The sequence below is a fragment of the Exiguobacterium undae DSM 14481 genome (genome assembly GCF_000620805.1).
Taxonomy (GTDB): domain Bacteria; phylum Bacillota; class Bacilli; order Exiguobacteriales; family Exiguobacteriaceae; genus Exiguobacterium_A; species Exiguobacterium_A undae.
In genome coordinates this window covers 359,386-380,809 of record NZ_KK211187.1, presented here as the reverse complement: position 1 = coordinate 380,809, position 21,424 = coordinate 359,386, and the positions used below count along the sequence as shown (strand labels likewise).

Here is a 21,424-nt window from a genome sequence, read left to right as displayed (position 1 = left end):
GTCTGACGATTAATCAGCTTGTTTTTTCTTAAGAATATCCGTCACGACTTCATTCAGTTTCTGTTTGAAGACCGGTCCGAAACTTTCCGCGTACGTATTCGTCATATGACTGACGTCGCGGTAGATGACGACGTTTCCGATGACCGGACGGAACTCTCCATCAACGCGGAAGTAATCCGTCAAATCGAGTTTATAGAGCGACTTGTTCGTCTGCTCGAAGTTTTTCCAATACGCTTCATCACGCTGGTTGACTTCGGCATTCATTTTCTTCGTCGTCTCTTCGATGCTCGTCGTCTCGAGCGACTCGAGGACGTTAAAGCTGTAACGCGGATTATCCCGCAGTGCCAGACCATCGATACCATACTCGTCTTTGACGTACTGCATCTGATCAACCATCTGTTGATGAATCTTATCTTTCGTCGCATTTGCCGCCGTGACGTGCGAGATGATGAGATCAACATCGGCATCCTTCAAGTAATCGAGAACATTTTGGTTCCAGATACCTTTTAAGACGTTATCTTCATAGCCGGTCGAGAAGCGTGTCCCGGAACGGGTGATGTTCAAGACCCGGTACTTCTCACCTTTTGCGGCTTCGTGAATGGCTCCGAACCATTGCTCCGAGTGCGAGCTGCCGACGAGGGCAATCGTTGCGATATAGTCTTTCGTTTCGCCGTACTCGCCGACTTTGACGTCACTTTTGCTCAATACTTGATTACTGCCGTCGGTGTGAACGAGCGGCAGGTCATCAAAGACGTTGGCGTACGACGGGAACGGCTCACGGTCCGGTGTCTGGTCCGGATTCTTGACTGCCATCGCCCCCGGATAATCGCCGGTGCTGACGCCGTCCGTCAATTCTTTTTCTTCAAAATATTTCAGACCGAGTAACGAACCGATCAACAAGACGTTGATGCTCGCCATAATGCCGAGCTTCTTGAAGGACGAGCGGTCGACTTTTGAGCTGCGGATCGGTTTTTCGATATATTCCGTCATCAGGTAAGACAACAGAATCGACGACAGGATGATCAACGTCCCCATCCAGAAACCTGGTGTTTGCTGGACGTTGTAGCGGTAAAACTCAAGCAGGACCCAGTGCCAGAGATAAATCCCGAACGCGATTCCACCGAGTTTGACCATCGGTTTTGAACCTAAGAAACGTTTGATCCCGAACGTCGTCTCACGTGTTCCCGACAAGACGATGAACAAGGCGCACGTCATCGGCCATAAGGCGATGTAGCCCGGGAACATTTCCGAGACGTTGAAGAGGATCCCGGTTAGGATCAACCCGATCAATCCGAGCCAACCAATCACGGTTGCAATCCATTTCGGAACACGGATCGACGACAGGTTGATACACAGCAAACTTCCTAAGGCGAATTCCCAGACGCGTGTCATCGTGATGAAGTACGCCCACGGCTGATTGACTGACGTCAGATAAATCGAATAGACGAGAGAAGACACGAACAGGACACCTAAAATCGTATTGAGCATCGGTTTGACGTTCTTGATCGCATACTTTTTGACCATCCAGAGGATGAAGGCAAACAAGACAAACCAAATCATGTAGAACTGCCCTTGAATCGACAAGGCCCAGAAATGTTCAACCGGCGACTTCATTTGGCTCGCATCCAAGTAATCGGTACTCGAAATCGCCAGTTGCCAGTTTTGATAGAAGAACATCGAGGCAACGACTTCACGAATCGTCTTCTCTAAAATCGATTGCGGTAATAAAAACGAACTCAAAACAAGCACGACGGCCAAAATGAACAAGACCGATGGTAACAACCGTTTGATCAACTTCGTGACATACGGTAAGAAACGAAACTCACCGGTCCGATTGATCGTCGAGATGATCGATGTCGTAATCAGGAAACCGGAGATGACGAAGAACACATCAACGCCGCCTGAGACACGATTGAACCAGATATGATAAACCGCGACGAGTAACGCCGCAACGACACGTAACCCTTCGATTTCCGGTCGAAACTGACTTTTGGTATTGATGAGTTTTTGAGGTTGGACTTCTTTGTGATTCAGTTGATTCATTTTGCATTAGCTCCTATACTATTTTTCTCACGACGAGACGAATGGAATTGAAAAAAATTCCTCCAACATTAAACACGCACCAATTCATCCTAAAGTAAAATACTAATAAAATCCATAACAATAGTAATTACTTTTGCGTTTCTTTGATCACCGACCACGACAAACACGACTCTTCTGATAACGAAGGGTCGTGTTTACATATGGCTTATTTCACGGTTAACGTAAACGTTTTACTCTTGCGTAGTTTGATCGATTCCGCATGGACCGTCACGCGTGTCCCCCGTTTTTGTTTCGGGAACGTCATCGTCTGTGTTTTACCGGTCGCGATTTTCGTGTACCGTTTCTTGTTGATCGTCACGACAATCGTCTTGCCTTTGGTCGCTTTAACTTTCCATGCCGTACTCGCGGAATTTAACGCCGTCGTGTATGATTTCAGCGTCGGATTGCCGGCAGCGACGACCCGTTGCTCGGAAACTTGGAGCTGTGTTCCTTTGCGCGCCACCAATTTGACGATTTGACCCGCTTTCAACGGTTTCGTCGGGATGGCGAACATCCGTGTTTTCTTCCGATCGATATACGCGGTGTACTTGCCATCGATGTAAAGCTTTCCGTAAGAAGCATCCCAATCGAGTGCGCCGTCGATCGTCGTCTGTTCGTCATTTAACGGCTGATGTAATACACTGGACATCATCACGCTGTCTTTTAACGAGAGTGATTTTGAGGCATAACTGCCCGAACGGACAATCCGGTACTCGGCCAGTTGATCTGTATAGGGAATCGTCACTTCGGTCTTCTTGATTGCCGGCACGGTTGCGATTTTTTTCTTTCCATAGTAGACAGTATACGTTCCGCCGTCCGTTTTACTCTCCAAACGGTATGTGAAAGTTTTGAAATTCGTATTTGTCGACTGGGTCACACGCGGTACTTCGTATCCGACGACCGTCCGCTGTACCGTCGTTTCCTTATCAAATACATTGCCGCCACCGATTGTAAACGAGATTGGTTGCCCGAGCAGTCCCGTCGTACCAAGTGGAAGGGTCAGCATCCCGTTCTCATCCGATACCGCACCGTTGATGCGTGTTCCGTCCTTGCGGAAGACACTGACCGGCACATCGGCCTGTCCAAGATCAATCCGGTACGTATAGAGACCTTCTTTGACTTCTTTCAGTTGATCGAGTGTCGCCGTCAGGTATCGTTTGTGTTGATAACGCGTCGTATCTTTCAATACGACACCTGTTTCTGTCGTATAAGCGACGGTATACTCCGTATTATAAATCCGCTTTTGACTTGTCGGAATCCGGACACCGTTCTCCTGGTCAACGTCTCCCGTAAACGTAACCTTCTGAAGCGCAAGCGGCTCCGTCGTCCCGTCGATTCGTGTCAACTGAATATCCGGCGTCAACGGCGTCTTCTCCAGAAACACAGTGTCCGCTTTTGTCCGATCATCAATCGCGATTGGTTCGCGTAAGTACTCTTTAAAGTCGAGCAGCGTTGTTTGTCCGTTTGCCCGGTAAATGGCACGTCCATCGGTCAAGACTTCTTGTGCTAACTCATCGGAATAGTCGACCAGTGTCTTGATTTGTCCTGTTTGCTTGTCCAGATAATACAAGGAAGTTGAACGGTTATCGTCTTTCGTCTCATCTTCTTCTGTCAGTTGCATATACAAACCGTCTGCCGTCTCATAGGCTCCACGGACAAATTGATCCGTCCGTTTATTCGGTAAGGCATACGTCTGATTGGTTTCCACATTCCGGATCACGGCTGTCTTGCTGACATCAAGAATCCAGTCCCCTGTCAGCGGATAAAATTTATTTACGTCGATGGACTGAACTTTTGCAAACGTTCCATCTGCTTGCACATCATACCAGTCCGCGACGCCGTCCCGAATCAAGGAGAAACGGTTCGGGCCAATCCACTGAACGGACGGAGTACGCCCATCCTTCACCGTATCACGGATGACGAATTGGTTTCCCTGTCGCTCCAGTACATGAAACGTATCCCAGCCTGCCCGCGCCACGAGATGATCTTGATCAAGAACTCGTAAATACTCCAGATTTTCAGGGAGCTCCACTTCTTCCGATGTCCCGGTTTTAGCGTTCATGAAATAATACGGCTGAAAGTTTTCGTCAAAATAATCGTCTTGGAACAAGAATAATGTCTTGTCAGCAGATTCTGCCCGGAGGAACGCATACGGTGATACACCACTTGGATACGGCGTCGTTTGTTTCGTTTCCAAATCATAAAATCCGATGATTGCCTGATCATTCTTTTTGATGTCATACGGGGCAGCTTCAGTCAGTGTCGTCAGCGTCAACCAGGTTCCGCAGACCAGTGCGGTACTCCCCATCCAATGTTTCCAGTTCATCTATGTAGAACATCCTTTCAAAATGCAGTGATTAATTCTATTTTATTCCATTTATTTGCTCTATTCAGATGTTTTTTGATACATCAGGTCAATGACAAACATATCGCAACCGATTCAAACGTTCGTTCTGATTTAGTTTAGGGTATAGACTACTTTACAACAATGACGAACGTTAGGAGAATATTATGATCGTATTTGGTTACGCCCTCTACTTATTGTTAGGCACGTTAAAATTCGTGCTGTTCAGCTTTTATACCAACACCGCTTTTCCGGTTGACCTCTTTTTAATGAACCTCGGCGGGATGTTCGTGCTGTCGAGTTGGACACTGTTGATCCAGTGGAACAAGCGCCGCTGGATTTGGCTCGGTCTTTTAATCGCCCACAGCTTCCTCTTGATTTCTGATCTGTGGTACTACCGCTACTTCGAAGATTTTCTGTCGGTCTCGTTGATGTCGCAGATGTTGCAGATGGGTGATGTCAGCAGCGGCTTCGCCGCCCTGATCCTGCCGTCCGACTTCCTGTTGTTTGCGGACAGCCTGATTTTCTTAGCGATTCTCTTCTTTACGCGCAACAAGACGTTTGCCGTCACGAAAAGCAAACGCCAAAAGGCAGCAGGTCTTGTCTTACTCGCAGGTGTGATCCTGTTTGCTGCGCCAGTCACCTACAGCGTCGTCAAAGAAGACCAACGGCTCAGCCAGTCGGTCTCCGACATGCGGGACTATTATCAGCTCGGTTTCTGGGGCTACCATGGACTCGATCTGTTCCGCGGCATCCAAGGAGCAATCGGCTCAGAAGAAAGCTTGACCGCGTCTGAGCGCCAACGAATCGAGGAAAACTCGACTTCAGCCGCAGACGGCGCCACGAAAAAACCGAACATCATTCTCGTCCAACTGGAATCGTTTCAGGAATCGGTCATCGACCAAAAAGTAAACGGTCAAACGTTGACACCGAACCTGAATAAGTTGAAACAAGAATCGCTGTACTTCCCGTCGTTTTATCATCAGACGCATGAAGGACGGACCTCGGACGCGGAATTCATCACGAACACGTCGCTCTATCCGTTGAAGTCGGGTTCGGTCTACACCCGGTTCCCGGATAATGAATTCGGAGCGTTGCCTGAATTGTTGCGCGACAATGGATACGATACCGCCGCCATGCATGCATATGAAAAAGGATTCTGGAATCGGGATCAAGTGTATCAAAACCTGGGCTTCGATCACTTCTTCAGTCAAAAGGATTATCCCGATCAACAAGAAATCGGGATGGCGTTAAACGATAAACAGTTTTTGACGACATCGATCGAGCATATGGAAACACTCAAGGAACCGTACTTCTCGTTCCTCGTCGCCCTGACGAGTCATACGCCGTATGAGATTCCAAAAGACAAACGGGAGCTGGATCTGTCCGGTTACGAGGATCCGATGTTAAAACGTTATTACCAGACCGTCCATTATGTCGACGAGGCCGTCGGGCAGATGGTCAAGGAGTTGAAGGCAAAAGACATGTGGGACGAGACACTCGTCATCTTTTACGGGGATCATGACAGCGGCTTGACGAACGAAGGCAGTGAGATGCAACAAAAAGCGCAGATCGACAATGCCGTCGACGCCTTTGCCCTCGACCGCCAAGTCCCATTGTTCATCAAAAAACCACATCAAGACACGGGTCAAGTCATTCAAGAGAACGGCGGACAAATCGATATCGCTCCGACGATTGTTGATTTACTCAATCTCGAGTCCCCGTATATGATGGGCAACTCCCTGCTCGATGATGAACCAAATCTGACTGCTTTCCGTGACGGCTCGTTCCGTTACAAGGACTACTATTACGAAGCGAACCTGACGGAAAAAGCCGGCAACGGCATCTGTTATGACGTCTCGACGAAAAAACAGGTCGATCGTAAGATGTGCCAGTCGCAAACGAAACAAGTACGAAAAGATTTGCGTCTGTCGGATGCGATCATCGAAAAGAATGGATTAGAGCAAGACTGAACCAGTCATCCGAATCAAATGATCGTTGCAGCACTAAAGGAGGAGCCGGACTCAGCATCCGGCTCCTCCTTTTATGTGCTTTAGTCCATCCGTCTTGAATAAATCATCTAGTGAGATGTCCGATATTCAGTCAACCACTGCTGTTCCTCGTCAAACAGGACATCCCATCTTTTCATGATGATCCAGTCAAACAATTCCGGGATCGTCTTGTCCGATTGTCGGTAACGATTCAAAAAACGGAATGCGGTCAGGATCTCGTTACTTTGAATCTGTCGCTTTCGTTTCAGCATTGTTTTCACTCGTTTAATGATCGGCTGAATAGCAGATGCATCCCCATGTTTTGCAATTCCGAGCAACGCGTACGCTTTGACGTCGACCGACCGATCCTCCAAGCCTTTCACAAACAGCGGCAGGAACGAGTCGTCTCCGAGTTCACTGAGCGCATTGAGTGCCGAGTGCCGGACATCACCTTTCGGATGATCGAGGAGCGGTAACAGATGCGGAATAACCCGCTCCGTCCCGATCGTTGCCAACACAAAATTCGCACTCATGATCTCAAACGAATCGGTCGAGGTCGTAATAAATTGAATTAACGCATCTTCTGCTAAAGCCCCCCGACAGGAGCCGAGTGCATCAATCGCCGAATTTCGAATAGCCGAACGGGAATCCTCGACGTACTTGATGATATCTGTCGCATCATCCACCCGTTCCTGGTTCGCCAGTTCATCAAGGATACTGGTAATCAGTTTAGGCTTTGTCTCTTGCGCCAGTCGCTCTAACAGCAAATCAGCAACACGTACGTCACCTGTGTTCATCCCAATCGTCCCCAGCATAAAGTAGAAATACCGTTTCATTTCTAGTCTCTTAGTCTGTTCAAGCAGGTCCATTAACACAGGAAGCATTTGAATATCCTGAAAACGCCGTGCTGTTTCATACGCTAAGTCAGACGGCGACCCTTCACTCGTGGAATAACCCCGTTCTTCATCGTACACATACTCGTCGATCGACATCTGTTCCGCTAATGCGATTAATTCATCTTTGTTCATCGGCAGTTCCTTTAATCTTCTCAAACAGTTTATACCAGTACAGCGTCAGATCAATGTTTGAATTAGCTGACTGTTTCAGCGTATCGACTCCGCCAAGGACAAACCCTTCTTTCACGTAAAAACGGCAGGCAATCAAATTATCGTTTTGCGCTTCAAGCGATAGGCCAATCAACGATTGTTCCTTCGCCCAGGTTTCAGCTGCTTCAAGCAGCAAGTGACCGACACCGCTTTTCCGGAAATCCTTTTTGACGGCGATGTTTTCAATATAGGCAAACCGGTTCCAGTCTTTGACGAGACGGATCTGTCCAATGCACGCGTCTTCATGGAAAGCCAACAAGACGATTTTTTCACTGCTGTCGATATAAACAGACCAATCCAGTTTGTCATCCGGGAAACGGATTTCTGATGGTGTATCATACAACTCTTCTTCGTAAGACCAGACGCCGTTTGAAAGACTCGGGAGAACTTTTCCGACAATTGGAAAGGGTTCGTTAGCTGCATTGACGATAGTTATAAACTGTTCTTTTAGCGGCTCAATTGTGATTCTCTCAAATTGGTGCATTGCTCTCACCCCTTATTATGTAATTTCCAAGATAACTCTTCATATTAGAAGATCAAAATTTTTTCGAACTGCAAAATCAATTTTAAGAATCTGTACTTAAGTATTCTTTAACCATCGCCAGACATTTTTCGACTGAATAGTCGCCTTCAATCCTTAATATCGGGCACGATAATTTATCCATCCATTGCTCGTGCAAGGCTTTACTTCGAACTTCCAAACCCGCATGGTCATAGAGAGTAGCCCATTTAAGAAACGTTTGCGATTGTTCATACTTTTCACCACCCGGTAGTACCTCTCCCCCGTACCGTTCTATTTCCCTTTTTTGCAGTCTTTCGAGTCTGACCTCCGGTGGTATCCATAAAAAAATAACGAGGTCAAAATAAGAAGCAAAGCAATTACCCCAACCTACAGTTGCTCCCGATAAAATCCATTGCTCGGAATGTGACAAATCCTTCTTCAACATTTCTATTCTTTCAGGTACAGGTCGCTGCTCAGTAAACTTGGATATCCAATAATAATCATCCGTATCCAAAGAATCATGAGGAAGAACTTCTGCTAAAGCTTTGCCCAGTGTGGATGTTCCTGATCCCGAAGCCCCTATGATATGGATTTTATTCATCATTTTTTCTCACCCTTACAAGCGTTTTATGTATCTATTATATAGTTTTCCTAATTTTACATTACATTTTTTAAAAGACACCTACTATTCTTTTTAAAGCATTCAAAATAGACTCATATCAATTAATAAAAACCATCATCTTTAAAAAACTTCAAAAGTAATTTTGTACTAGCGTAGTAAAAAAAGACCCTCTATAAGTTCAAAGAACTTACAAAGGATCTCCCTGATTTAACATTAAATTAGCGCTTTATAATCCGGTTCCACTACAAATCCCATCGATCAGCGGGGTATATGGTTAGATTACATCATACCGCCCATTCCACCCATGCCGCCCATATCAGGCATTGCAGGAGCAGATCCGGCTGGTTCCGGTTTATCGGCGATGACAGCTTCTGTTGTTAAGAACATCGCTGAAACAGACGCTGCGTTTTGAAGGGCTGAACGCGTTACTTTCGCTGGATCGACGATTCCTGTTTCGATCATGTCGACATACTCGTCCGTTGCCGCGTTGTAACCCATGCCCTGTGCTTCATGTTTGAGACGCTCGACGATGACTGAACCTTCTTGACCGGCGTTTTCCGCGATTTGGCGAAGCGGTGCTTCGAGCGCACGAAGGACGATGTTGACACCTGTCGCTTCGTCGCCTGTCGTTACCGAAAGAATCGATTCAACGGCTTTCGTGACGTGGATGAAGGCAGTACCACCACCGGCAACGATTCCTTCTTCGACGGCTGCACGTGTCGCGTTGAGTGCATCTTCAATCCGGAGTTTTCGTTCTTTCAGTTCCGTTTCTGTTGCTGCTCCGACTTTGACGACGGCTACGCCGCCTGCGAGTTTCGCGAGACGCTCTTGGAGTTTTTCACGATCGAAGTCGCTTGTCGTTTCTTCGATTTGTGAACGGATCGTACCGACACGGGCTGTGATTGAATCACTGTGTCCGTTTCCTTCGACGATTGTCGTGTTGTCTTTTGAAACGACGACTTTCGACGCACGACCGAGTTGCGTGATTTGTGTTTCTTTCAGATCAAGACCGAGCTCTTCTGTGATCAGTTCTGCGCCAGTGACGATTGAGATGTCTTCGAGCATCGCTTTCCGACGGTCCCCGAAACCTGGTGCTTTGACCGCAACGGCGTTGAACGTTCCACGGAGTTTGTTGACGACGAGTGTCGCGAGTGCTTCGCCTTCGACGTCTTCCGCGATGATCAAGAGTGGTTTGTTTTGTTGAACGACTTGCTCAAGGACCGGCAGGATTTCCTGGATGTTCGAAATCTTTTTGTCCGTGATCAAGATGTATGGATTCTCAAGGACGGCTTCCATCTTATCCGAATCCGTGATCATGTATGGTGATGCATAGCCACGATCAAACTGCATGCCTTCGACGACATCAAGTTCCGTCGTGAAGCCGCGTGATTCTTCGATTGTGATGACACCGTCTTGACCCACACGTTCCATCGCTTCGGCGATCAATTGACCAACTTCTTCGTCAGCAGCTGAAATCGCCGCAACTTGCGCGATCGCTTCTTTGCCTTCGATTGGTTTCGCAATCGCGTGCAGTTCTTCGACGGCACGGCGGACTGCTTTTTCGATCCCTTTACGGATGACCATCGGGTTCGCACCCGCAGTGACGTTTTTAAGTCCTTCACGGATCATCGCTTGTGCGAGGACTGTCGCTGTTGTCGTACCATCCCCTGCGATTTCATTCGTTTTCGATGCGACTTCTGCCACAAGCTTCGCGCCCATGTTTTCGAAGTGGTCTTCGAGTTCGATTTCTTTTGCGATTGTCACACCATCATTCGTGATGAGTGGTGAACCGAATTTACGTTCGAGAACGACGTTCCGTCCTTTTGGTCCGATCGTCACCTTGACTGCGTCCGCTAATGCGTCTACTCCACGAAGCATCGCCCGGCGTGCTTCTTCACTGAATAAGATATCTTTTGCCATGACTGAAATCCCCCTTTGATTAGTTTGCTACTGCTAAAATATCGCTTTCGCGTAAGATTAAGTATTCGTTGCCATCGACTTTTACTTCTGACCCTGCGTATTGCGCATAGATGACGTGGTCCCCGACATTCACTTCAAGTGGTACACGGACACCCTGCTCCGTCACACGGCCTGTACCGACAGCGACGACTTTACCCTCTTGCGGCTTTTCTTTCGCTGACCCAGGAAGAACGATTCCTCCGAGTGTTGTTTCTTCTTTTTTAACGACTTCGATCACGATGCGATCACCAAGTGGTTTTAACATGCGAAACATCCTCCTTGAACATGACTGTTTTTTAGCACTCACTTAATTGGAGTGCTAACATATTTTTATCTTAAACGGTTTCCAGTTGGAATTCAAGCCCGAACCCTTATCCGTTTTCCCGAAATCGACATCTTTGAACCATCACCATTCGTGCGCCCGGTCGGTTTGTTTGTTACAATCGGGACAGTACCTTCATTACAAAGGAGTTGTTTCCCGACAGATGAAAAATTCCGTCAATCTGCCGTTCAACATGGCAGAGAAGTGGCAAATCCGTCACATCATTCCGATTGTGATTTATTTAATCGTGCAACTTGTCCCAGCAACCTTTCCGAGTTTCCTGTCAAAAAGCCAAATTCCGAGTGTTCTCGGTTGGTGGCTCGCGATTGGTTTTACCGTAGCCGTCATCGTTTCCTTCTATTGTCTACGTCCTGACTGGCAGAAGTGGAAAGCAGAGGGCAATCAAACCGATACGATGGATACGTTAAAGTGGATCGGAATCGGGATTGTCTTACTGTATGTCTCTTTAATCAGCGTCAACTTGATTGATGCCTGGTTGTCCGGTGGGATTGAAAACATCGCGAAATCACAAAATACGGATGACATTATGAAAGCGATCCAGGTCATTCCGATTCTCCAACTGATGGTCGTCCTGCTTGGTCCGATCATGGAAGAGTTTCTGTTCCGCCACATCATGTTCGGAAACTTGTCGACGAAACTGAACTTCATCTTCAGCTTCGTGCTCAGTGGAATCATCTTCGGTCTGATCCACGGCGACAACAAGTTCTTGATTTACGTCGCGATGAGTTTCGTCTTCTCGCTCGTCTTCGTCAAGACACGCCGCATCATCGCTCCAATCGCGATCCATGTCTTTAATAACGGCATCGTCGTACTTGCACTTTACGCAACGACTTAATTAACGAAAGGTAGTGTTTTCATGCGACAAGGTTCAAACTTCATGGCATTTTTCTATGCCATCTTCGGTATTCTGTTCATGTACCTCGCGTACAGCAACTCGATCGAGGCAGGAACCGTCTTCAACTTCTGGACGATCCTCTTGACGCTGTTCGCAGCCGTCGACTTTTACCGTCTCTACCTCATCTTCCGCTTCCGAATGGCAGCCAAGAAGATGATCAAAAAAGAACAGGAAAAAAAGGACGACAAGAAATAATGCAAAATGAGATCGCCGAGGAATCGGGGATCTCATTTTTTGTCTCATTACATAGTTTCAAAAGCCTTTATGATGAGAGGCTAATGGCAAGGTGTTGTGTGTTCATCGCCCGACTTCTACGGGAAAAGGAAGCACCGCTTCCGTCAGGAACAGGCGAGACCCGGTCGTCAGAGACGACCGCGGCTTGCGTTCCGCCCGAGAAAAGCGGGCGTGACAAACACGATACCGCGTCCAGCACTAATAGATCATGTCCTCCCATTTCCGAAACAACAAAAAAGACCAGATGACGATTCATCTGGTCTGCTGTCCTCTATTAGGCACTCTTGATTTGATCCTTCTTACCTTCCGTCGACATGAACGCATCGAGTTGATCGGAGTCGAGGACCCCTTCCCATTTCGCGATGACGAGTGACGCGAGCGTATTGCCTGTTACGTTGACGACAGAACGCATCATATCCATGATCCGGTCGATTCCGGCGATGAAGGCCAGACCTTCAGGCGGGATTCCGACTGTCCCGAGTGTCGCCAGTAAGACGACAAACGAAACCCCAGGGACAGCTGCCATCCCTTTTGACGTCAGCATCAAGACGAAAACGAGTGTCAACTGTGTGCCGATCGATAAATTGATATCGTACATCTGCGCGATGAATAAAGCAGCCATGGCTTGATAAAGTGCAGAACCGTCGAGGTTAAACGAATAACCCGTCGGAACGACGAAACTGACGATCGATTTTGGAACTCCCATCTTTTCCAGCTTCTCCATGACGCGTGGTAAGACCGTTTCCGACGATGCCGTCGAATACGTCAGGAGCAATTCATCTTTGAAGACACGAACGAAATCCGACACGCGGATGCCGACCCATTTCATGATGGAACCAAAGACGATGACCATGAACAGCAGTGCCGTCACGTACAACGTTCCGATCAATTTGAACAATGAACCGAGTGATTCGATCCCGAACGTCGAGACCGTGACACCAATCAGGGCGAAAACACCGATTGGCGCAAACTTCATGACGATGTTGACCAAATTGAACATCGCGGCTGCGACCCCTTCGAAGAAGCGGACGACCGGTAAACCTTTTTCACCGGCAAATCCGACACCGAGTCCAAACAGAACGGAGAAGAAGATAATCGCGAGCATATCCCCGCGTACCATCGCGTCCAAGATGTTTGTCGGGACGATGTTGACGACTTTTTCAACGAGCCCTTGATCTTGCGTCGTCTCTTCCGTCTCCACGTACGTCGAGATGTCTGTCTTGTCGAGTGTCGCCATGTTGATGCCGGCACCCGGCTCGACGAGATTCGCTGCAAACAATCCGGTAAAGATCGCAATCATCGTCACGATCGTAAAGTAACCAAGCGTCTTGACGCCGAGGCGTCCGAGACTTTTGGGACTGCCGACCGATGAAACACCGAGGACGATTGTCGTAAAGACGATCGGGACAACGATCATTTTCATCATTCGGATAAAGATGTCACCGATTGGCTTCAGCCACTCCGCAACGTGTGGATTCCCGTAAAAGACACCGCCGACAGTGATCCCGAGAATCAATCCGATTAAAATCTGCCAAGCCAAACCAATGGGCTTGCGTTTTGTTGTTGCCATAATTATTCCTCCTACATCTTGCAATTAAAAAAAACACAATAAGAGCATTTTGTCCTAAAGACAGAGCGTTGTCAAACCCATCTGTTATAGCACAATACAAAAAAAGAAATGGCTTCCGTCCGAAGAACAGAAGCCATCCATACAATTTTCACTTAGTTTAGCGGTTTTGATTGACCATTTCCTGAATCAGTTCACGGTTCCGTTTTTTAAAGACTTCATTATGGGAAGAAACCATCGCGACTTTTGCTGCGTCCGGTTCGATGAATTTTTTCGCCCGGTTGACGGCATTCGCCGCATCCTGGAACGCCCCCGAGATGAGGTGGACTTTCCCGTCGTGGGATAAGATATCACCTGCTGCATACAAGCCGGGCACACTCGATTCACTCGACGTTGTTCCGGCGATATAAAAATCGTCGACCTGCTGCAAATCGAGATCGCAGTTCGAAAGTAACTCGGCATCCTGTTCGTAGCCGTGGTTGATGATGACCTCGTCAATTTCCAAAGCCACCGTCTCGCTTGTAGCACAATCAATCAGTTCGACCGAGGCAATCCGGTGATGGTCGTCACTGGCAATTAATTTATGGATCGTCGTATTCAAGAGACAAACGGCAGAGCTGTTCACGAGTTGCTCAACTTGCGCTTCGTGCCCCGTGAAACAGTCTTTTCGGTATGTGACATAGACTTTTTTCGCGACCGGTTCCAGTTCATTCGCCCAGTCGATCGCCGAGTTACCGCCGCCGGAAATGATGACGGTTTTGTCTTTAAACCGTTCAATCGATTTGACGGTGTAGTTCAAGTTCGACACCTCGTACCGTTCCGCGCCCTCAATCTTTAATTTCTGCGGATTGAGGATTCCGCCGCCAACCGCAACGATCACCGTTTTCGAATAATGAATCGTCCCCGATTCCGCTTCCAAGACGAAGTTGCCGAACACGTCCTTCGTGATGGAGATGATTTTTTCGTTTAAATGAACGCTCGGATTAAACGTCAAGCCTTGTTCGACCAGCTGTTCCATCAGCTTTGCACCGGTAATAGGTGGCTGACCCCCGACGTCCCAAATCATCTTTTCCGGATAGACGTGAATCTTCCCACCCAGTTCTGCCTGATATTCGATCAATTTCGTCTTCATTCCGCGTAGTCCACTATAGAAAGTAGAGTATAACCCGGCCGGGCCTCCACCAATTACCGTTACATCGAACAATTCCTGCTGCTCCATCTCACTCACTCCTCGCTCTTCAACACGACTGATTATCATTCTCATTCCCAATGATAACGTGAACATCTCTTGAAGACAAGAAAAAATGTTGACAGCGTTTTTATGAAACTGTTATGGTTAGGTGGACGATAGTGATAATCATTATCAATGATAACAGCTTTAAACGAGAAGGAGCCTCTGTCTATGGTACGTCTAGCAACAGAAGATATCAGTATTGGTTACGGAGATCGTACCATCGTCAAGGAATTGACGGTTCAGATTCCTGATCGAAAAATCACGACGATCATCGGTGCGAACGGATGCGGCAAATCGACGTTACTGAAAGCGATGACCCGGATCATTCCCCATCAATCGGGACGCGCGTTACTTGATGGTCTCGATATTGCCAAGGAAAGTACAAAACTGCTTGCCCGGAAAATGGCTATCCTGCCCCAGACACCGGAAAGCGCAAGTGGTCTGACGGTCGCAGAGCTTGTCTCATACGGTCGCTTTCCTTATCAAAAAGGATTTGGTCGTTTAACGAAACACGATTACGAGATCATCGATTGGGCACTGGAAGCGACGGACACGATGGCGTTTAAGCATCGTCCGGTCGACGCCTTATCCGGTGGTCAACGGCAACGGGTCTGGATTGCGATGGCCCTCGCGCAGGAAACGGACATCATCTTCCTCGATGAGCCGACGACCTACCTCGATCTCGCCCACCAACTCGAAGTCCTGGAGTTACTCGAACAACTCAACCGGACAGAAGGTCGGACAATCGTGATGGTGTTACACGATTTAAATCAAGCGGCACGTTTCGCCGATTACATCATCGCCATGAAACACGGCGAAGTCGTCAAAGCCGGAACGTGTGAGGAAGTCATCTCAAAAGACGTCCTCAAAGATGTATTCCATATCGATGCCGAAATCGGTCGTGATCCGCGCACGAACAAACCGATGTGTGTCACCTACAACTTAATTAAGGGAGACTGAATCATGAAAAAACTTTTATTACCGGTTCTTTTATTGTTAACGCTTGTGATTGCCGCTTGTGGCAACACGGAGAAAAAAGAAGAGACCTCGTCTGCTGATACAAAAAAAGAAACGATTACCTATAAATCCGAAAAAGGTGACGTCGAAGTCCCGGCTGATCCAAAACGTGTCGTCGTCCTGGCTGGTTTCGCCGGCAACGTCATGGCACTCGACGTACCGCTCGTCGGTGTCGACTCGTGGTCAAAATCAAATCCGAAATTTGACCTGAAAGACGTCCAAGAAATCTCAGAAGAAAACGTCGAAAAAGTCATCGAACTCGAGCCGGATCTCATCATCGGATACGATACGACAAAAAACATCGATAAGTTCAAAGAAATCGCACCAACTGTCACGTACACATACGGCAAAGTCGACTACTTGACGCAACACATCGAAATCGGTAAATTGCTCAACAAAGAACAAGAAGCACGCGACTGGGTCAAAGACTTCAAAACACGTGCAGCAGACGCCGGAACAGAAATCAAAGCTAAAATCGGTGAAGATGCGACAGTTTCTGTCATCGAAAGCTTCGACAAACAACTCTACGTCTTCGGCGACAACTGGGGCCGCGGCACAGAAATCCTCTACCAAGAGATGAAATTGAAAATGCCGAAAAAAGTCACAGAGATGGCGTTAAAAGACGGCTACTACGCGTTATCACCGGAAGTCTTACCTGAATATGCAGGCGATTACCTGATCTTCAGCAAGACAGCAGAAGCGGATAACTCGTTCACAGAAACGGACACATACAAAAATATCCCTGCCGTTAAGAACAAGCAAGTCTACGAAGTGGATTCAAAAGAATTTTACTTCAACGATCCACTCACATTGGAACGTCAACTGGAGTTCTTCAAGAAAAGTTTCCTTGGCGCGTAACGTATACTAAAGGAGGGAGCCTCAATGCTCCCTCCTTTTTTGGATTCATACAAACTGGAGGCGATACCTGTGTCATCCGCTCGACTACCCTTTGGATTAAAAATTTCATTCGGACTGGTCCTCTTCGTCGTCATGTTTTGGATTTCGATGACGTTTGGTGCTGCTGATACGTCAATCCGTGAAGTCTGGAACGCCTTGACGTTTGGTCCGCTCAACGATAAAGCCAAAATCATTCAAGAAATTCGTCTCCCCCGGGAACTCGCCGCGATTCTCGTCGGTGCGGCACTCGGCGTCTCGGGTGCCATCATGCAGGCGATGACACGTAATCCTCTGGCGGATCCCGGTCTGCTCGGTCTAACAGCCGGTGCCAATGCGGCCCTTGCCTTAGCAATCGTCTTCATTCCCGGCATCAACTATTACGGCATCATGCTCGCCTGCTTCATCGGTGCTGCGCTCGGTGCCGCTCTCGTCTTCGGAATCGGTGCTTCCCGCCAAGGCGGCTTCTCCCCGCTCCGGATCGTCCTCGCCGGATCGGCGATTTCCGCCTTCTTGTACGCGATTGCGGAAGGAATCGGGATTTACTTTAAGATTGCCCAGGACGTCTCTCAGTGGACGTCAGGCGGACTCGTCGGCACGACGTGGGGACAACTGCAAGCGATCACGCCGGTCATCGTCATCGGGACGGTGATTGCGATGATTTTCTCGCGTCAGTTGACGATTCTCAGTCTGTCGGAAGAAGTCGCACTTGGTCTTGGTCAAAACATCACCCGGATCAAAGCTGTCTTGTACGTCGTCGTCATCCTGCTTGCCGGTGCTGCCGTCGCCTTAGTCGGCAATATGGCATTCATCGGATTGATGATTCCCCATATCGTCCGGGCAATCGTCGGGACCGATTACCGTTACATTCTGCCGATGACGGCTGTATTCGGAGCAACGTTCATGCTGCTTGCCGATACGATCGGTCGGACGCTGTTTGCGCCGTACGAGACACCAGTCGTCGCGATCGTCTCGATGCTCGGTTTACCGTTCTTCTTATTGATTGTCCGTAAAGGAGGTCACGCATTCTCATGATGGAAACTCGTTTACGTCGCCGTCAACGCTTGATCTTTTTCATTTTAAGTGTGTTATTGCTCGGCACGATCGTCATCAGTATCGGGCTTGGTCCGGCATCCGTCTCGTACGACCGCTTGTTGCCGACGTTATTCGGTCAAGGGACGTTCAAAGAAGATTTTGTTCTGTTCTCGCTCCGTCTGCCACGAATTATCATTACCTTACTTGCGGGAATGGCGCTCGCCTTGTCCGGTTCGATTTTGCAAGGTATCACTCGGAATGAACTGGCCGATCCCGGCATCATTGGGATCAATACAGGAGCCGGTGTCGCGGTGGCGATTTTCTTCCTCTATTTCCCGGTTGATGTCGGCTCATTTATCTACGGATTACCGGTTGCGGCCTTCTTAGGTGCTTTAGTGACGGCCGTAGCCATTTACGCGCTTTCTTACGACCGGAATCGCGGCTTGCAACCGATCCGCCTGATTTTGACCGGCGTCGGCTTCTCGATGGCCTTGTCCGGTATCATGGTCATCTTGATCTCATCGACGAAACGTGAAAAAGTCGACTTCATCGCCAAATGGCTCGCCGGTAACATCTGGGGCACGGACTGGACATTCGTCTACGCCTTGCTGCCCTGGCTGATCGTCTTGATTCCGTTTACGCTGTATAAAGCCAATAAACTCAATCTGCTCGCTTTAAACGAACCGGTCGCGATCGGTGTCGGGGTCGCGATTGAGAAGGAACGGATTCAACTGTTGCTGACAGCAGTCGCACTCGCGGCATCCGCCGTCTCCGTCACCGGTGGGATTTCCTTCATCGGCTTGATGGCACCGCATATCGCCCGTGCCCTGGTCGGTCCGCGCCATCAATGGTTCTTGCCGATTGCGCTGTTGATCGGCGGCTGGTTGCTCGTCTTGGCCGATACGATCGGACGAAACATCGCTGATCCGGAAGGTGTTCCGGCCGGTATCGTTGTCGCACTGATCGGTGCACCGTACTTTATTTATCTGCTTCTGAAAAAGTAAGAAAACTGATCAACCAACAAGAAATGATTTCTTGTTTCACTCGCTTTCCTCAGGCGAGACACAAGCCAGTTTTCCTATCCATTTGGACAGGAAACCGGGTCTTGTTTGTCTCTGACAGCGCAAGTTGCCTTGCGTTTCTTCCTGCAGGAGTCTCGTAAATCAAATCATTTCTAAAAAAACAACAGCGGCGAGAGGAATTTTAACTTCCTCTCGCCGCTGTTGTTTTTTACGTATCGGTTCATTATTATTTAATATTTAACGCGCCGTGCTTCTCGTTCCGCTAGAATCAGCTCGCGTTCTGACAGATGCGTCGGATCCAGTCGTTTGATCCGCGAATCGACGAGACGGTCGAGTGACAAGACGGACAGCAAAAAGACAAGAATCGGGCCGATCAGCGTTGGTCGCGACACATACGGAATTAGAAATTGGGATGCCACGACAAGTAGCAACTCGCTAATGGTAATGACGATGTACGGCAAGGCAAGATGGTCCCACACTTCCATCCGGTCAAATCGTTTCGTAAAGTAACGATACTTCAACAAGCGGACGGTCCACTGGTAGCCGAGGACCGGGACCAGTAAAAAGTAATGCATCGAGGCTTCGGAAAAGTTTAAATCATCTGCTAGAAACAAAAAGACGACCAAAACGAGTAGAAAAAATACCGTCTGGACATGCCGGGCACGTTTCGTGAAGCGCAGATAATCAAGTGTGAGTTGCCGTTTGATTTCACCCATTCCCTGACCTCCCCCTTATCGCTAAATTAATTTCCCGGTTTCCGGTACTGTTCAATCTCCCGCATCGTCACGAAGGCGGGATCCAGTTGTTTCGCCGTCGCATTTAGTTTGGAAACAAACAACGTAATTACCAGCACCCAGATCAGAATCATGGCAAACGCGACACCTGAATACTGCGGGAAGAGATAGCCCACGTAGAACAACAACACAGGCACAAAATAGCCGATCATTGAAGCCCGACCGACCTTCAAGACGGTCTCTTGATACAATTCAGCCGGCAGACGTCGTTTTAAAATCCGCAGACGCATGATTTCACGGACGACGCCCCCGAGACAAAGTAACGGAAGCGAAAATAACGTAAACAGTCCCGTTTTCCAAAAATCCGGAATGAACCAACCGATGACTGCGACCACTAAAACAGGAATCGGAATCAAATATTGGATTTTTTTCAACGGTGGTCCGAGCAGATTTAACCGTGCATTTTTTTCAAGCAATGTATTCATTTAATTTTCGCTCCTACTTTATACATTTTTGTACACTTCCTGATCACTGACAAAATCCGGATCATCACGCAGTTGGATTTTTTTATACACGCGTTCACAGATTGCATAGAGTGGAATGAGGATGATCATAAGCGCCAACCACATCTGCCAAAACGGACGATCCATCGTCGCTACCATCAGGACGACAAAAATCGTATACAGGATGACTTGATAGATGATCCAAAAACGCCATTGTTTGGTTGCCAATTCTTCTCCGATATAGGATTCAAGAATCCGGCGCTTTTCGACTTGATACCGGTAATCGAACAAAAAGTAAGTTGCCGGGATCAGTAATACCATTAAACTCGAGTCAAACAACGTTGTCAGGATCCCGACGCCGATGAATAGTAACATGCTCCAAATCATTTTTGTCCCTAAGGTATTCTTATCCATGTAAGCTAGCGTCAATTCGTGTAACCGTTCGTCCCGTGCCGTACGCATGATGTTCTCTCCTTTAAGCCTGTCATTCTTCCAGATACTTCACGTGCTTATGCACTTCCTGATCACTGACGAAGTCAGGATCGCCTGAACGTGCCATTTTCTTAAACAGCCAGTCGGTCGCAAAGTAAAGTGGCACTAGAATCAATGCCATCCAAAAGGCCGTCTTCCACCAGCCGAGATCGTTTGTCTCAAGTACTACGACAAGCAGCGTGCCATATAACACAATCTGAATGCCTAGCCACAGCATCGATTGTGTCATGATCTGATCTTTTGAAAGATACCGTTCTAAAATCCTGCGTTTTTCCAGCTGAAACGGAAGATCAAAAATCAGATACACAAGCGGCAACAGACCGAAGTAAAGTGCGGAATCCATCGTTTCCGAAAAGATGCCGAGCGTCGCCGCCACGGCAGCCATCAGCCAGCCGTTTTTTTGCAGCTGACTCTTGTCGATATAGGCAAGCGTCAGTTCATGTAATCGTTCGTCCTTTGCCGTTTGCATCCGTCTTTCCTCCTTGAAGTCCTGTTTCGCTAGTGTAGCTAGTGATACCGGCCGTGTCACAAGCGAACTGCCACACGTTTCTTTTCGTTGTTCTATACTGTCATATACTTACAGTTTACCAGTTATGTTTCAAAAAAAAAGAAACTTCTATAAAAGAAGTTTCTAGGCCGAGACTTGGATGATCAGGTAAATGACGCTATAGGCAACGATGGCTAACGGAATCATCGCGACACCGATCAACCAACCGTTCTTATCACGAATTCCGAGATACAGAACAAGACAGCCGACGATGAAGGCGATTAACGTTGTGAATGGATTCATAGTAGTTCCCCCTCAAAAATAACCTACTAAGAAATTTCCCATTCCCGGAACTTGATAA

The 21,424-nt window shown here is 48.0% G+C and carries 21 protein-coding genes; 7 read left to right on the top strand and 14 right to left on the bottom strand.

Features of this window, described 5'->3' with window-relative positions:
- Positions 1 to 9: 9 nt before the first annotated feature.
- Positions 10 to 2,043 carry an acyltransferase family protein gene (locus tag P397_RS0102685; RefSeq protein ID WP_028105525.1) on the bottom strand — a complete coding sequence of 678 codons (2,034 nt, stop codon included), beginning with the start codon at positions 2,041 to 2,043 and terminating at the stop codon, positions 10 to 12.
- A 205-nt stretch (positions 2,044 to 2,248) separates the two neighbouring features.
- Positions 2,249 to 4,408, bottom strand: coding sequence for a hypothetical protein (locus tag P397_RS0102680; RefSeq protein WP_028105524.1), 2,160 nt, complete (start codon positions 4,406 to 4,408; stop codon positions 2,249 to 2,251).
- 185 nt (positions 4,409 to 4,593) lie between these two features.
- Between P397_RS0102680 and P397_RS0102675 the strand changes: the two genes are divergently transcribed.
- Positions 4,594 to 6,399: an LTA synthase family protein gene (locus tag P397_RS0102675; protein WP_028105523.1), complete on the top strand. Its 1,806-nt coding sequence runs from the start codon at positions 4,594 to 4,596 to the stop codon at positions 6,397 to 6,399.
- A gap of 107 nt (positions 6,400 to 6,506) precedes the next feature.
- On the opposite strand, the gene P397_RS0102670 is transcribed toward P397_RS0102675, so the two are convergent.
- The 5 genes from P397_RS0102670 to groES form a co-directional block, all read right to left on the bottom strand.
- Positions 6,507 to 7,445, bottom strand: coding sequence for a HEAT repeat domain-containing protein (locus P397_RS0102670; protein ID WP_028105522.1), 939 nt, complete (start codon positions 7,443 to 7,445; stop codon positions 6,507 to 6,509).
- The gene (locus tag P397_RS0102665; protein WP_028105521.1) at positions 7,432 to 8,007 is read right to left on the bottom strand and encodes a GNAT family N-acetyltransferase; all 576 of its coding nucleotides are present in this window, start codon (positions 8,005 to 8,007) and stop codon (positions 7,432 to 7,434) included. Before P397_RS0102665 ends, P397_RS0102670 begins: the two co-directional genes overlap by 14 nt.
- 82 nt (positions 8,008 to 8,089) lie before the next feature.
- On the bottom strand, positions 8,090 to 8,629 hold the full coding sequence (locus tag P397_RS0102660; protein ID WP_028105520.1) for an ATP-binding protein: 540 nt from the start codon (positions 8,627 to 8,629) through the stop codon (positions 8,090 to 8,092).
- Positions 8,630 to 8,926: 297 nt separating this feature from the next.
- Positions 8,927 to 10,567, bottom strand: coding sequence for a chaperonin GroEL (groL, locus tag P397_RS0102655; protein ID WP_028105519.1), 1,641 nt, complete (start codon positions 10,565 to 10,567; stop codon positions 8,927 to 8,929).
- Between the two features lie 19 nt (positions 10,568 to 10,586).
- Positions 10,587 to 10,871 (bottom strand): co-chaperone GroES, encoded by a 285-nt coding sequence (groES, locus tag P397_RS0102650; RefSeq protein WP_012371631.1) that lies wholly within the window; start codon positions 10,869 to 10,871, stop codon positions 10,587 to 10,589.
- Positions 10,872 to 11,091: 220 nt separating this feature from the next.
- Here groES and P397_RS0102645 point away from each other — a divergent pair, with 220 nt between their 5' ends.
- Entirely contained in the window at positions 11,092 to 11,784 is a 693-nt protein-coding gene (locus P397_RS0102645) for a CPBP family intramembrane glutamic endopeptidase (RefSeq protein WP_026831840.1), read from the top strand.
- Positions 11,785 to 11,805: 21 nt separating this feature from the next.
- A complete protein-coding gene (locus P397_RS0102640; protein WP_026831839.1) occupies positions 11,806 to 12,039 on the top strand; it encodes a DUF4305 domain-containing protein in 234 nt (77 codons plus the stop codon).
- Positions 12,040 to 12,352: 313 nt separating this feature from the next.
- On the opposite strand, the gene P397_RS0102630 is transcribed toward P397_RS0102640, so the two are convergent.
- Together P397_RS0102630 and P397_RS0102625 are read right to left on the bottom strand one after the other, a co-directional pair.
- Positions 12,353 to 13,648 (bottom strand): cation:dicarboxylate symporter family transporter, encoded by a 1,296-nt coding sequence (locus P397_RS0102630; protein ID WP_028105517.1) that lies wholly within the window; start codon positions 13,646 to 13,648, stop codon positions 12,353 to 12,355.
- A 157-nt stretch (positions 13,649 to 13,805) separates the two neighbouring features.
- Complete coding sequence (locus tag P397_RS0102625; protein WP_028105516.1) at positions 13,806 to 14,864, bottom strand: NAD(P)/FAD-dependent oxidoreductase; 1,059 nt, start codon at positions 14,862 to 14,864, stop codon at positions 13,806 to 13,808.
- A gap of 183 nt (positions 14,865 to 15,047) precedes the next feature.
- Between P397_RS0102625 and P397_RS0102620 the strand changes: the two genes are divergently transcribed.
- Genes P397_RS0102620 through P397_RS0102605 form a run of 4 tightly spaced genes read left to right on the top strand, consistent with a single transcriptional unit; the run spans position 15,048 to position 18,829 of the window.
- Entirely contained in the window at positions 15,048 to 15,839 is a 792-nt protein-coding gene (locus P397_RS0102620; protein WP_028105515.1) for an ABC transporter ATP-binding protein, read from the top strand.
- Positions 15,840 to 15,842: 3 nt separating this feature from the next.
- Positions 15,843 to 16,754 (top strand): iron-hydroxamate ABC transporter substrate-binding protein, encoded by a 912-nt coding sequence (locus P397_RS0102615; RefSeq protein WP_026831833.1) that lies wholly within the window; start codon positions 15,843 to 15,845, stop codon positions 16,752 to 16,754.
- 24 nt (positions 16,755 to 16,778) lie between these two features.
- Positions 16,779 to 17,825 (top strand): FecCD family ABC transporter permease, encoded by a 1,047-nt coding sequence (locus tag P397_RS0102610; RefSeq protein WP_051523867.1) that lies wholly within the window; start codon positions 16,779 to 16,781, stop codon positions 17,823 to 17,825.
- On the top strand, positions 17,822 to 18,829 hold the full coding sequence (locus P397_RS0102605) for a FecCD family ABC transporter permease (RefSeq protein WP_026831831.1): 1,008 nt from the start codon (positions 17,822 to 17,824) through the stop codon (positions 18,827 to 18,829). Before P397_RS0102610 ends, P397_RS0102605 begins: the two co-directional genes overlap by 4 nt.
- 248 nt (positions 18,830 to 19,077) lie before the next feature.
- Here P397_RS0102605 and P397_RS0102600 read toward each other — a convergent pair whose 3' ends face one another.
- The 5 genes from P397_RS0102600 to P397_RS17945 form a co-directional block, all read right to left on the bottom strand.
- Entirely contained in the window at positions 19,078 to 19,563 is a 486-nt protein-coding gene (locus tag P397_RS0102600) for a hypothetical protein (RefSeq protein WP_028105514.1), read from the bottom strand.
- 26 nt (positions 19,564 to 19,589) lie between these two features.
- On the bottom strand, positions 19,590 to 20,066 hold the full coding sequence (locus tag P397_RS0102595) for a hypothetical protein (RefSeq protein ID WP_028105513.1): 477 nt from the start codon (positions 20,064 to 20,066) through the stop codon (positions 19,590 to 19,592).
- A gap of 18 nt (positions 20,067 to 20,084) precedes the next feature.
- Positions 20,085 to 20,546: a hypothetical protein gene (locus P397_RS0102590; protein ID WP_028105512.1), complete on the bottom strand. Its 462-nt coding sequence runs from the start codon at positions 20,544 to 20,546 to the stop codon at positions 20,085 to 20,087.
- Between the two features lie 22 nt (positions 20,547 to 20,568).
- The gene (locus P397_RS0102585) at positions 20,569 to 21,045 is read right to left on the bottom strand and encodes a hypothetical protein (RefSeq protein WP_028105511.1); all 477 of its coding nucleotides are present in this window, start codon (positions 21,043 to 21,045) and stop codon (positions 20,569 to 20,571) included.
- 162 nt (positions 21,046 to 21,207) lie between these two features.
- A complete protein-coding gene (locus P397_RS17945) occupies positions 21,208 to 21,366 on the bottom strand; it encodes a hypothetical protein (protein ID WP_014971497.1) in 159 nt (52 codons plus the stop codon).
- Positions 21,367 to 21,424: the final 58 nt, after the last annotated feature.